Origin of the sequence: Aquimarina hainanensis (assembly GCF_042684685.1) — a bacterium.
GTDB lineage: Bacteria > Bacteroidota > Bacteroidia > Flavobacteriales > Flavobacteriaceae > Aquimarina > Aquimarina hainanensis.
The window spans coordinates 661,543-674,910 of the sequence record NZ_JBHULX010000004.1 but is presented as its reverse complement, the minus strand read 5'-3'; the positions used below and the strand labels follow the sequence as shown (position 1 = coordinate 674,910).

Here is a 13,368-nt window from a genome sequence, read left to right as displayed (position 1 = left end):
AACCTCATAACTAAACCATCCATAAGGAGGCTGATCCGAAGCCACAGATAATCGTAAATCAGTACCGGAAGAGACCGTAACTCCACTACTGAACATACTCAGATTTGGGCGAAACTCTAATCCAGTGCCTGAATTGATTGCTCCAGCGATAACTGACGGATCATAAATAACTTTATACTGACTATAACCCGAATCTATAAAGAATAAAAAGATACAACAGACAAATAGATGATGAATTCTTTTTCCCATGAATACTCCTTTTTAGTGTGAACGATTGATTAAACGATACCCTCGATAAGAACCTTCTAATGAAAGATTGATCAATGCAAAAAGCAATCAACTGATTAAAAATTCTTTAACGATTCTTAAAGTCATCAAAATTAATATCCACCTAAAAAAAAGTATCCTTTTTTATTTCTTTTTCCTGTCTTTGCAGTAAATAGTTTGCAAACAACTAAAAATAAGCATGTACATAATCATTCCGTTCTTTCAGAAAAGAATAAAAGGTGTAATTCGTTAGTAGGGTTAGAAATTTACTTTAGGATATAGCAGAATATATCTAAAAACAAAAAAAGCCTGATAAACAATGTTTATCAGGCTTTCGTACTGAAGGCGGGACTTGAACCCGCACGGGCATTACTGCCCATTGGATTTTAAGTCCAACGTGTCTACCAATTCCACCACTTCAGCATATATTGGTATTTTGTATGCTCAGAGCGAAAGACGGGATTTGAACCCGCGACCCTCACCTTGGCAAGGTGATGCTCTACCCCTGAGCTACTTTCGCAATAATTACAAAGAACGTTTTTTGTTTTCTTTATTGCGGTTGCAAATTTAATACAATTAAAGGATTAACAAAGCTTTTTTTTAAGTTTTTTTAAAAAAAACTATACTTTAGATGCTTTATTACTGGTTAACAAGCGCTTAATCTCATTTAATTTCATCAATGCCTCTACCGGAGTAAGGGTATCGATATCAATATCGATGATTTCTTCTTTAATTTCTTCTAATAAGGGATCATCTAAATTAAAAAAGCTCAACTGCATTTCATCGTCTTCTTGTACTTTCTTTATTTTATCTGTCAATTCCTCACTACTATGTGACTTCTCTAATTTCTTAAGCATTTTATTGGCCCGGTGTAAAACCTGCTGTGGCATCCCTGCCATTTTTGCTACATGAATTCCAAAACTATGTTCACTTCCTCCTGGTACAAGCTTACGTACAAACAGGACATTATCTTTTAATTCTTTTACAGATACATTAAAGTTCTTGATTCTATTAAAAGTCTCACACATCTCATTTAATTCATGATAATGTGTTGCAAAAAGTGTTTTGGGCTTGGTAGGGTGTTCATGTAAGAATTCACTAATTGCCCATGCAATAGAAATTCCATCATAGGTACTGGTTCCTCTTCCGATCTCATCTAACAATACCAAACTGCGATCAGATATGTTATTAAGGATATTGGCTGTCTCATTCATCTCGACCATAAAGGTAGACTCTCCCATAGAAATATTATCACTGGCACCCACTCGAGTAAAGATCTTATCTACAATTCCTATTCTGGCAGATGCTGCAGGCACAAAGCTTCCCATTTGTGCCAGTAGTACAATCAATGCTGTCTGACGTAGAATGGCTGACTTACCACTCATATTCGGACCTGTAATCATAATAATTTGTTGTTGTTCTCGATCCAGAAATACATCATTTGAAATATAAGGTTCTCCGATCGGCAGTTGTTTTTCGATAACCGGATGGCGCCCATCTTTAATTTCCAGGTCATAGGACGTTTCCATAACTGGTCTCACATAAGAGTTGTCTATTGCTAATTGTGCAAAAGAACTCAAACAATCTAATTGCCCAATCAGAATAGCATTCTCCTGTACTGGTTTGATATATGAATTCATCCATACGATCAACTCCTGAAACAAACGTTGCTCTAATTCCAGAATCTTCTCTTCGGCTCCTAAAATCTTTGCTTCGTACTCCTTTAATTCTTCAGTAATATATCGCTCGGCATTGACTAATGTTTGCTTGCGAATCCAGGTTTCAGGTACTTTATCCCTATGTGTATTTCTCACTTCTATATAATATCCAAAGACATTATTAGATGCAATTTTTAAGGAGGTAATTCCTGTAGCTTCTGTCTCTCGTTCTAACATTTTGTCCAGGTAATCTTTTCCAGAAAATGCAATATTTCGCAATTCATCTAACTCATCAAGGTATCCTTCGGCAATCGCATTTCCTTTCAGGATATTAACCGGAGCTTCTTCATTTAGAGTTTCTTTTATTTTGCTGCGCAATACTTCACAATCGTGTAACGTCTCTCCTATCTTCTTTAAGGCCGTATTTTCGCTATGCTGTGCCTGCGCTTTTATAGGTACAATTGCTTCTAGAGAATTTTTTAACTGAATTACTTCTCTTGGGTTTACTTTCCCTGTTGCAATTTTAGAAATCAGACGTTCGATATCCCCGATTTGCTTAATCTGATGTCGTATTTTCTGATGGAGTTGCTCTTGTTCTATAAAGTATTCTACGACTTCATGTCGTTTATCAATTGCCTCTTTATTCTTTAATGGTAATGCTAACCAGCGCTTTAGCATTCGTCCTCCCATCGGAGAAATCGTTTTATCGATCACATCTAATAGAGTCACTGCCTGAAAAGAAGTGGATCCATATAATTCCAGATTGCGAATGGTAAACCGATCCATCCAGATATACTCATCTTCTGCGATTCGCTGTATACTGGTTATATGTTCTAGTTTCTTATGTTGGGTTTCTCCCAGATAATGCAATACAACCCCGGCTGCAATAATTCCTTCAGGTAGGTGATCTACTCCAAATCCTTTGAGAGAAGCAGTCTCAAAATGTTCCTGCAAGGTTTCGTTAGCATAATCCGGCTTAAATACCCAATCTTCCATATAGAAGGCATGGTACTCTGTACCAAAGTCCTGTTCATATGTTTGTTTTTTTGCTTTGGACACCAAAATCTCACTGGGTCTGAAATTTTGTAATAATTTATCAATATGTGCTACATCGCCCTGAGCAATTAAAAACTCTCCTGTAGACACATCTAAAAATGCTACTCCCTGATTTTTTTTCCCGTAATGTACTGCAGCTAAAAAGTTATTGGTCTTACTTTGGAGTACCTCATCATTTAATGCTACTCCAGGCGTCACTAATTCTGTAACTCCTCTTTTTACAATTGTCTTAGTCTGTTTGGGGTCTTCGAGCTGATCACAAATCGCAACGCGCTCTCCTGCTTTTACCAACTTTGGCAAATAGGTATTTAAGGAATGATGAGGGAATCCTGCTAAGGCAGTTTCCTGATCGCTTCCGTTTCCTCGTTTAGTTAATACAATATTGAGAATAGCAGCGCTTCTAATCGCATCTTCTCCAAAAGTTTCGTAAAAGTCTCCTACTCTAAACAACAATAAAGCATCTGGATATTTTGCTTTAATTGCGTTATACTGTTTCATCAATGGAGTTACCTTTTTACTGTTTTTTGCTGCCAAAGGGATTTATTTTTTATGATTTATGCTAAAGTATATATTCTGTGTTTTTTATGGAAATTCAACGCTTTATAAATTAGTTCTTTTTATCCACAAAACACATTTTGGACAAGGGGACTTAGGGCTTATTTGTATTTCATTTTAGTAAAAATATCCCATATCACTACTCCTGCACTAACGGAGATATTCAAAGAATGCTTACTCCCATACTGAGGAATTTCAATGACGGTATCACTTTTAGATACTACAGATTGCTGTACTCCTTTAACCTCATTACCGAATACCAGTGCATACTTCTTTCCTTTTAGCGGTGTAAACTCATCCAGCATAACTGCATCTGCTGCTTGTTCCACTGAAATCACAACCACTTCTTCTTCCTGTAACTGACGAACCAGTTCATCTGTACTTTCTACATGTTGCCAATCGACTGTATCAGTAGCTCCCAAAGCTGTTTTCTGAATATCTTTATGTGGAGGAACCGCTGTAATACCGCATAGATATATCTTCTCTATCAAAAAAGCATCTGCGGTTCTGAATACAGATCCTATATTATTAAGACTTCTTATATTATCCAGAATAATAATCAATGGTGTTTTATCCGAAGCTTTGAACTCTCCAATAGACTTCCGCTCCAACTCACTATTCTTTAGTTTTCGGTTTTTTTCCATATCTGCAAAAATATTGTTTTCTATAAAATGGTTCCTACCAAAACCAAAGCTCTTTATAGCTTCTTCAAAAAAAACAGGAAATCTCTCTGCTTCTTAACAATTATTTGCTTTGTGATATCACAATAAAGAATTAACACTTTTACATAGTATAACAACCTTTATAAACTCTCAACAAACTTGTTGGGAGTTTTTTCTTTTATCAAAGAATACACACACTACTTCCTTATAATCTCCCGCAACAGCCAACAATAATCTTTTCTGTTTTTCACAAAATCAATAGCAGACACATCAATTATTTTTACGGTGAGATCAGGTTGTGTTTTTATAAAATCAATATATCCCTGATGTATTTTTTCTAAATACGCAGCAGGAATATTCTGCTCATATGTACGGCCTCGATTTTTAATATTCTGCAACAAGCGATCTGTATTTTGATACAAATAAATATATTGATCTGGTTTCACCACCTCTTTATACATAATGGTAAAAAGTGTACGATATAGTTTAAATTCTTCTTCCGGAAGGGTTACCTGTGCAAAAATCAACGACTTATAGATATCATAATCAGATACCATAAAATCTTTAAACAAATCTAACTGAGAAGAATCTTCTGTAAATTGGCGATAGCGATCTGCCAGGAAAGACATTTCTAATGGGAAAGCATATCGTTCTTTATCTTCATAAAATTTTGGCAAAAATGGATTATCAGAAAAGCGCTCCAACACCTGTTTTCCATTAAATTCTGCTGCAATCATAGTTGCCAGAGTTGTTTTTCCTGCTCCAATATTTCCTTCAATCGCCAGATAGCTAAAATCACTAAATGAGAAATTCTCTTTAGGATTGATCAATTGTTCCTTTGCTTTTTTGATCTCGGCAGTATCTTTCGTTTCTCTCAATAATACTTCTATAGTTTTATCAAAAACAGGATGGAGCTCTTGGGCTGCAATTTCTTCTAAAGGAACCAATACAAATTTTCGCTCCTGCATCGAAGGATGTGGTACTTTTAATTTTTTAGTAGCTACTACTCCACAAGATGACAAAATAACATCCAGATCAATTACCCGTGCCTCATAGCCTTCCCCTTCTTTTCGATGACGTCCCAATTCCTGTTCTATTCCCATCAAGATATCCAATACCTGTTCTGGCGTATACCTTGTTTTAACGGATATACATGCATTATAGAAATCATCACTGGAAAATCCCCACGCAGGGGTCTCATACACTCCGGATATACAAAGCACATCTCCAACTTCTTCATAGATGACATCAATTGCTTTTTGCAAATATGCCAACCTATCTCCGATATTACTCCCTAATGATATATGTACCAGATGAGATGCTCTCTCCATAAAAAAACCTTGTATTATACATTCTGACCTCATTCGTCTCAGAACCATCCGACAAAAGTAGCTAAACTAAAACCACAGTAAAAAAAATGTTGTTCACATTCTTGACAAAATCATATTAGTTCCTATTTTTTACTCGGATATTCTTCCAGGCTACAAATGTAAAACACTGGTACTTTTGCCTATCTTTACATATAAAAACGAAACATTGACAACTACTCACCTTTCTTCCAAAGACCAATATATTGCGTATCGAACCTATCTAATTCTGGGAGCTCTTTTTATTGCATCACTTGTCGTATCTAATCTAATTTTTCAAAAGTTTTTTTACTGGGATTTTCTGGGAGTCTATACCTTTGAAATCTCGGTCGGGATACTCCCCTATCCAATTACTTTTCTTATTACAGATATTATCAGCGAGATTTATGGAAAGCAAAAAGCGAATCAGATTGTAACTGCCGGAATTTTTGCTTCTTTATTTTCGCTCCTTATTATTTTTGTAGCTGATATCGTTCCTGCAACTTCCTGGTCTCCCATTACCGATACGGTATTCTCAACCGTATTCGGAGCGACTACTATTGCAGTATTAGCATCTATGCTTGCTTATCTATTTGCTCAATACATCGATATTCAGGTATTTCATTTCTGGAAACGGATTACCAAAGGAAAGCATTTATGGCTTCGTAATAATTTTTCCACTTTTTTCTCGCAACTTATTGATACTGCTACCGTACTTTTATTACTATGTGCTAGTCATATTATAGAATGGGATCGTTTCGGTGCTTTATTACTCAATGGTTTTTTGTTCAAAATGCTGGTCGCTGTTCTGGACACTCCTTTGATTTACCTAGGAGTTTATTGTTTTCGAAAAAGATTTTCTCTAAAACAAGGAGAAGAATTAGCACTTACAGTATAAACTAACAAATTTTTAATCTATAAAAACAATAAAATATCAATTCAAAATCGTTATTTTATTCTCTTGAAATCAGCAACACTGATTACAAAGAAATACAGAATCAAAATCCCCAAATAACACTAAAAAATAGTATCGCTACAAAATAAGAAGCAAATGAAAAAAATAGTTAAAATCATCGGAGCCTTTCTTTTAGTATGCATTCTCGCACTGATTGCTCTTCCCTTTTTATTCAAGGGAAGCATTCAGGATAAAGTACTACATTTCATCAATGAACAGGTAAATGCGACTGTTCACTTCTCGGATGTAGATATCAGCTTATTTCAAAATTTCCCACAGGCAACCGTAGTAATCAACGACTTATCAGTTACGAATCACACTCCTTTTGAGGGAGACACTCTTGCTTATTCCAAACGAATTGAATTGGCTATGGGAATGAGTCAACTTTTTAAAACATCTTCTCAGGCAGTCAATGTTACTCGAGTGATTATTGATGAAGCCAGTATCACTATTAAAACGGATAGTCTTGGGAATTCTAACTTAGATATTGCAAAAACTACCGAAAAAGAACAAACGACACCTGAAACATCTTCCAGTGATTTCACCTTTGACCTAAAACACTATGAATTAAACAATAGTAATATCCGCTATCAGGATGATGTAAGCAAAATTAAAATGGATCTTACTACCATCAACCATGTTGGAGAAGGTTCTGTTTCAGGACAAAAAATCATTTTAGACACCCAATCATCTGTAGCAGCTTCCTTAGACATGGACGGCTCTAATTACCTCGACAAAAACAAACTACAATTAGACGCTGAATTAGAATTGGATCTGGAAAATCAGAAATACTCCTTTAGAGAAAATAAACTATTACTTAATCAACTCCCTTTAGAATTTGCAGGATTTGTTCAGCTATTAGAGAAAAGTACCTTATTGGATCTCAGTTTTAAAACACCTACCTCTGATTTTAAAAATTTACTGGCAGTTATTCCTGCCTCTTATGCCAAGGATCTCAATGGGGTAAAAACATCGGGGGATTTTTCGGTTGATGGAATGGTCAAAGGACACATTAGCGACACGCAGATCCCGACCATGGACATTAAAATTCTTTCGCATAATGCTTCTTTCAAATATCCCGATCTTCCCAAAAGTGTTACAGGAATCAATATAGACACTAAGGTAAAGAACGATACCGGAAATCCTGATGACACTTATATTACTATCGACAATTTTACTTTCAAAATTGATCAGGATGCTTTCGCTGCCAAGGGAAGCCTGCGAAACATCACCAAAAATATGCTGGTTTCCATGGGGTTACACGGAACTGTCAATCTGGCTAATGTAAACCAGGCATATCCACTGGAATTGGAACAAAAATTAAATGGAATTGCGAATGCCAATGTTCAGGTGAATTTTGACATGAACGCTTTAGAAAAAGAACAATATCAACACATCAAAAGTAGTGGAAGTGCCGGCATCAAAGATTTTGCATATACCTCCGAAGAACTCCCTAATGAAATCCACATTCAGCAAGCCAATGTTCTTTTCCAACCCGAAACGATTACATTGGAAAATTTACAAGCCACTACCGGAGCTTCTGATATGGAAGCAAAAGGTAGCATTCACAACCTTATGGGCTTTCTTTTTGCCAAACAGGATCTTAAAGGAAACTTTGATGTTTCCTCTACTGTTTTTGATGTTCATGATTTTATGGTAGAAGATACTGCTGCAGATTCTCTACAACAAACCACATCAACGACAGAAGAAGCCCTACAGATTCCTTCTTTTTTAGATGCAACTCTAACTTTTGATGCTAAAAAAGTAATCTACGACAATCTTACTCTTAAAGATGCCAAAGGAACCGTAAAAATAAAGGATGAAACCGCCTATTTACAAAAAGTAACTTCCTCTATTTTTGATGGAGGCATTGCTTTTGACGGGAAAGTTTCTACTAAAGAGAAAAAACCAAATTTTGATATGGCTCTCCAATTAAATAAGATAAACATTGCACAATCATTCAGCAGTTTGGATCTATTAAAAGGTTATGCTCCTATCGCAAAAGCATTAACAGGCTTACTCACAACAGAATTACAACTAAACGGAGACCTAAATGACGACCTTACTCCCGTACTAACCTCTATTAAAGGAAGTGCATTAGCAGAAATACTGAATGCTCAAGTCAACTCCAGCAAAGCTCCACTGATAAGTAAACTGGATGGGAAACTGGATTTCCTGAAGCTAGACAAACTCAATATCAAAAACATCAAAACTCATCTGGATTTTAATGATGGAAAGGTAAATGTCAAACCTTTTAATTTTGATATTAAAGGGGTAAAATTTACTGCAGGAGGTAGTCACGGTCTGGACAAAAACATGGATTACAAGGTAACCATGGACGTTCCTGCTAAGTATCTGGGAAAAGATGTAACTAGTTTGCTTTCTCAATTGAGCCCTCAAGAAGCAAAAAACATGACAATTGGAGTCCCCATCGGAATCGCAGGTAATTTCACAAACCCACAAATAAAATTAAACACTTCCGGAGCAGTAAAAGAAGTAACCCAACGTATTATTGACAAACAAAAAGGAAAGGTAAAAGATCAACTTCTCAATACAGGAACAGGAGTTATTACAGATCTTTTAGGAGGCGCCAAGTCTAAAAGTGATTCCACTAAAACAAACACAACTAATACTCCTGAAAAACAATTAAAAAATGCTGCAAAAGATATTCTGGGAGGAATGTTTGGACGCAAAAAGAAAAAAGACACCACTAAAACTAAGAATTAACATTTTCATAAAATGAATTCCATATATCTTACAAAAACTTATTAAAAATCTCCTAAAACCCCTATTGTTTTCCTACAAAACATAGGGGTTTTACCCCCCTGAGAATCAAAGTGATTTAAGTTTTTGTTAAAAAAAAGTAAACCTCCTACACAATAAATCACACAAATATGACTTAACTATTTCGTAAACTGATATCTCAATTTACTGATTACATTAGTTATAATTTTGCAACAATTCGATAACTGATAACCCCTAAAAGTCATGAAACTAAGTATCATATCACAAGTCACGTTATTTTTGTTGCCAATCTTTGTTTTTTCTCAAAACAGCTTTAAGGATCACGAAATGAAATGGATGAAAGGGTGGACAAATTTTGACCCTAACCATGAAGTATATCCCGAAGCAGAGGAGACATTACCAACGATCATCGATAGCGATATATTTCTCAGTAATGACATTACTTATTTAATGTCGGGAAATGTATATGTCACTAAAAATGCTTTACTAACTATAGAAGAAGGAACCATTATACGATGTGACTCAGAAAAATCAACCTCACTGGTCATTACCAAGGGGGCCAAATTAATTGCGCAAGGTTCCAAAACGCAACCAATTGTATTCACTTCTAACAAATCTGCCAAAGGAAGAAAAGCAGGGGATTGGGGAGGTATTGTCATCGTAGGAACCGGAACTATTAACTCTCCGACAGGAACAGGCATTATCGAAGGGAACTTTGCTCCACAATATTCTATCTTTGGAGGAGACAAAGATGATGATATCACTACTATTATGACCTATGTACGTATAGAATATGCAGGTCAGAAAATCAATCGCTCTAAAGAACTCAACGGACTTACCTTATATGCACTGGGGAAACTTTCCGTCATTAATAATATTATGATTAGCCATTCTGCTGATGATTCTTTTGAATGTTTTGGGGGGAATGTAAAAATGAACAATCTTATTTCTTATAAAGCAAAAGATGATGATTATGATTTCACCCTGGGATACAAAGGAGGTATGAAAAACATTGTGGCTATAAGACATCCTTACATTTCTGATTCCAGCGGATCATATGCAATCGAAATAGATGGATATGACAAAAACACTGGTTTTATATCTGAATCATCCTTATCAAAAGTAAAAATAGAGAATGCTGTTTTTATAAATCTTGCAGATAGAACCAACTATCAACATACTACTGCAGCTATTGCTGCTAAAAACATGGCACAATTGGACCTAACCAATTCTCAAATATCTGGATTCGCCAATGTAATAAAGTTTGACAAGTCATTTCAATCGTTTGCAGATATATCAAAGTCATTTACCTTAGACAATAGTGTCTTTAATGTACATGATAAATCTGTTTTGGTTAGCTATGATGAGCCCTATTCAACCACTAAAAAACTACTACAGTATAATATGTTCACAACGTACTTCAAAAGTGCAAAAGACTTATTTACAGACCCAATGAATATTAAACATCCTAAATTTACTTTGAAAGAATCTCTTGGCAATTACACCGTAATGCAGTAAATTTGGGTATGTACGAACATTAACTATCAATACCAATTAAGAATGAAATCGATTACAACACTGCTTTTTGCTATCCTATTTATAAACATCAGCTTTGCCCAATCTAAAGATAACATCTTCTTTGATCAAAAAACATTGATCAATAAGTTTCATACCATTGACGAGTTAGAAGAATTAAAAAAAGGGGAACTTATCAGTTTATATAAATACAGAGTAAGGGAGATACTTACCATTATCCCATATTTGGCATTAGCAAATCAAGCAGATGTTTCTTTGGGAGATAATGGAATTAAGGAAGATAGTCAAAACCTCAAAGTATTAGGGAAACATCACGAAGCCACCACCAAGGCTTTTGAAGTTACTAATAATATGATTTCAGAATTTGTTCCTTATGCTGATACCGAAAAAATAGTTTGGTCAATCCTGTACTTTGAAGAAATTATCAAAAAGATAAGAATAGGTGCCAACGGAAACTTCTAACACCAGACCTCTCTTTTAGTTTGATCCTATCTATTTAGTTTATTCGTATCTGTTGGAGAAACAATTCGCATCATAAGAAAGTTCCTTTACTGAACAGCCTAGCCTCTCCATCAATAAATAAAACCTATATAAAAAGAGTTCTTGGATTAAGAATATAACCGTTTATCATATAAGTATAAAGTAGCTTGTCGAAACAAGCTACTTTTTTTTATACCCAATTTAAAATATCAGCAAAATCACCCTACAACAAACAGCATCTCTCCTGATTTATAGTTTTGCTTTTGCAAGCAGTTCATTTACATTCTTACAGCAAATCACAAAATATCGACAAAAAACAAATTTTACTCATATAATACATTAAAAACCAACACACTCAAAAAACAAACTTCACACACTAAAAATACTCAAAAACCATAATTAACTAATAATCAATATTTTAAATAAAAATCAGAATTTTCATACAAGTAAGACAAAAAAACAATTTAGACAGAAAAAACAACTCTATAAGTAAGAATAAAACTGTTAAATTTTTGTGAAATATAGCCAAAATACCGACCAACACACAAAGTTTACGGTAAACACGTAACCACATTTTATCAAAGTGTGTTAACTTGTACATCCCAAAAATATGGAGAAAGAATTTTCCTCCTAATATTATGAACCCCAAAATAGTACTATTATGAGATTAACTAATTTGATCTTGTTATTTACACTTTTAATAGCAAATCTACTTTCAGCCCAAAACTTCAATCAAAATGAACACCGATGGATTAAGGGTTGGACTAATTTTGAGCCTAATAAAGTAAACTACCCGGAAGCAGAAGAAAAACTACCTAATATTATAGATAGCGATACATTCTTACGAAATGACATCGTATATTTATTATCAGGGGATGTATATGTAACCAGTGGAGCTGCTTTAACAATACAAAAAGGAACTGTAATTCGCTGTGACCACGAGAATCCTGCAAATCTTATTATTACCAGAGGTTCTAAACTTATTGCAGCAGGGACAGAAGCCTATCCAATTGTATTCACTTCTAATAAATCTCCAAAATCAAGGACTAGTGGAGATTGGGGAGGTATCACTATTGTTGGTTCTGGAAAAATCAATACCGTATCAGGTAGCGGGGTTATACAAGGTAATTTTAATCCTCAATTTGCTATTTATGGTGGAGATCAGCACGATGAACAAACAACTATTCTTAGGTACCTAAGAATTGAATACGCAGGAAACAAAACCAAAAAAGGGAAAGGATCCCATGCTTTATCCTTATACGGACTAGGAAGCACATCTATTCTAGATCATATCATGATCAGTCATTCTGCTTTAGGGTCTTTTAGCTGGAAAGGAGGTCGAAATAATACCAAAAACCTTATTTCCTATAAAGCAGAAGCTAATGACTATGATATATCTGAAGGATTTAAAGGTGACCTTAATAACGTTATAGCCATCCGACATCCTTACATTACATGTTCCAACGGATCATATGCTCTGGCTGTAAATGGGTATAACCACGAACTGGGATATATAAAGCCAAACGCAGTTACTGACGTAACTATAACGGATGCCACCTTAGTCAATTTATCAGATAGCAGCAACTACCAACATACAACAGCTGCGATCAAATCGTCTAATCTGGCTACTCTGTATATTCACAACTCGAAAATATCCGGTTTTTCTAACGTCATTAAATTTGATAAATCATACTCCTCTGTTGACGTTATCGAAAAGACTTTTAAAATGGATAATAGTTTTTTTAATATTCACGGAGATGGTGTTGAATCTAGAAGTATTGAAAAAACTAGTATTGTAAACATCTTAAAATACAATCGATTCACAAAGGATTTCCTTAGTGCAGAAGATTTATTTAAAGACCCCACGAATATAATAGCCCCTAAATTCCAGTTAAAACAGTCATTAAATAATTATACGGTTATGCAGGAATAGAAATAAACTGCACTCACTTACTTTTTTTGCTCCAAAAATAAAAACAAGTATGAGAATCCATCAAGAACACTTGAGTAAATAACCTACAGATTAACAGGTAATCAACAGCTTCATCTTTTGCAACCTACAATTTATACAACACCATTCGAAAAAGATGAAGCTTTTTACCAAAAAA

Annotated in this window: 9 protein-coding genes and 2 tRNA genes; 5 read left to right on the top strand and 6 right to left on the bottom strand. The window is 34.9% G+C overall.

Features of this window, described 5'->3' with window-relative positions:
- From ACFSTE_RS08180 to folK, 6 genes are all read right to left on the bottom strand, one after another.
- Window positions 1-249, bottom strand: a 249-nt coding sequence (locus ACFSTE_RS08180; protein WP_378298057.1) for a hypothetical protein, incomplete at its 3' end; no start/stop codon positions are given.
- A 355-nt stretch (window positions 250-604) separates the two neighbouring features.
- A tRNA-Leu gene (locus tag ACFSTE_RS08175) sits at window positions 605-690 on the bottom strand.
- Between the two features lie 25 nt (window positions 691-715).
- A tRNA-Gly gene (locus ACFSTE_RS08170) sits at window positions 716-787 on the bottom strand.
- A 100-nt stretch (window positions 788-887) separates the two neighbouring features.
- Window positions 888-3,479: a DNA mismatch repair protein MutS gene (mutS, locus tag ACFSTE_RS08165; protein WP_378258948.1), complete on the bottom strand. Its 2,592-nt coding sequence runs from the start codon at window positions 3,477-3,479 to the stop codon at window positions 888-890.
- A gap of 158 nt (window positions 3,480-3,637) precedes the next feature.
- Window positions 3,638-4,180 (bottom strand): TrmH family RNA methyltransferase, encoded by a 543-nt coding sequence (locus tag ACFSTE_RS08160; RefSeq protein WP_176028716.1) that lies wholly within the window; start codon window positions 4,178-4,180, stop codon window positions 3,638-3,640.
- Window positions 4,181-4,395: 215 nt separating this feature from the next.
- Entirely contained in the window at window positions 4,396-5,529 is a 1,134-nt protein-coding gene (gene folK, locus ACFSTE_RS08155; RefSeq protein WP_378257138.1) for a 2-amino-4-hydroxy-6-hydroxymethyldihydropteridine diphosphokinase, read from the bottom strand.
- A gap of 205 nt (window positions 5,530-5,734) precedes the next feature.
- Between folK and ACFSTE_RS08150 the strand changes: the two genes are divergently transcribed.
- The 5 genes from ACFSTE_RS08150 to ACFSTE_RS08130 all read left to right on the top strand — a co-directional run bounded on the left by ACFSTE_RS08150 (window position 5,735) and on the right by ACFSTE_RS08130 (window position 13,193).
- Window positions 5,735-6,442 (top strand): queuosine precursor transporter, encoded by a 708-nt coding sequence (locus ACFSTE_RS08150; RefSeq protein ID WP_176031075.1) that lies wholly within the window; start codon window positions 5,735-5,737, stop codon window positions 6,440-6,442.
- Between the two features lie 153 nt (window positions 6,443-6,595).
- Window positions 6,596-9,226, top strand: coding sequence for an AsmA-like C-terminal region-containing protein (locus ACFSTE_RS08145; RefSeq protein ID WP_378257140.1), 2,631 nt, complete (start codon window positions 6,596-6,598; stop codon window positions 9,224-9,226).
- A 261-nt stretch (window positions 9,227-9,487) separates the two neighbouring features.
- Entirely contained in the window at window positions 9,488-10,762 is a 1,275-nt protein-coding gene (locus tag ACFSTE_RS08140; protein ID WP_176028713.1) for a hypothetical protein, read from the top strand.
- A gap of 42 nt (window positions 10,763-10,804) precedes the next feature.
- A complete protein-coding gene (locus ACFSTE_RS08135; protein WP_176028712.1) occupies window positions 10,805-11,242 on the top strand; it encodes a hypothetical protein in 438 nt (145 codons plus the stop codon).
- A 679-nt stretch (window positions 11,243-11,921) separates the two neighbouring features.
- A complete protein-coding gene (locus ACFSTE_RS08130) occupies window positions 11,922-13,193 on the top strand; it encodes a hypothetical protein (protein ID WP_176028711.1) in 1,272 nt (423 codons plus the stop codon).
- Window positions 13,194-13,368: the final 175 nt, after the last annotated feature.

Bases quoted from the DNA above. Each gene is read 5' to 3' on its own strand.
- mutS (WP_378258948.1), bottom strand. From the start codon at position 3,479: ATGAAACAGTATAACGCAATTAAAGCAAAATATCCAGATGCTTTATTG.
- ACFSTE_RS08160 (WP_176028716.1), bottom strand. From the start codon at position 4,180: ATGGAAAAAAACCGAAAACTAAAGAATAGTGAGTTGGAGCGGAAGTCT.
- folK (WP_378257138.1), bottom strand. From the start codon at position 5,529: ATGGAGAGAGCATCTCATCTGGTACATATATCATTAGGGAGTAATATC.
- ACFSTE_RS08145 (WP_378257140.1), top strand. From the start codon at position 6,596: ATGAAAAAAATAGTTAAAATCATCGGAGCCTTTCTTTTAGTATGCATT.
- ACFSTE_RS08140 (WP_176028713.1), top strand. From the start codon at position 9,488: ATGAAACTAAGTATCATATCACAAGTCACGTTATTTTTGTTGCCAATC.
- ACFSTE_RS08135 (WP_176028712.1), top strand. From the start codon at position 10,805: ATGAAATCGATTACAACACTGCTTTTTGCTATCCTATTTATAAACATC.
- ACFSTE_RS08130 (WP_176028711.1), top strand. From the start codon at position 11,922: ATGAGATTAACTAATTTGATCTTGTTATTTACACTTTTAATAGCAAAT.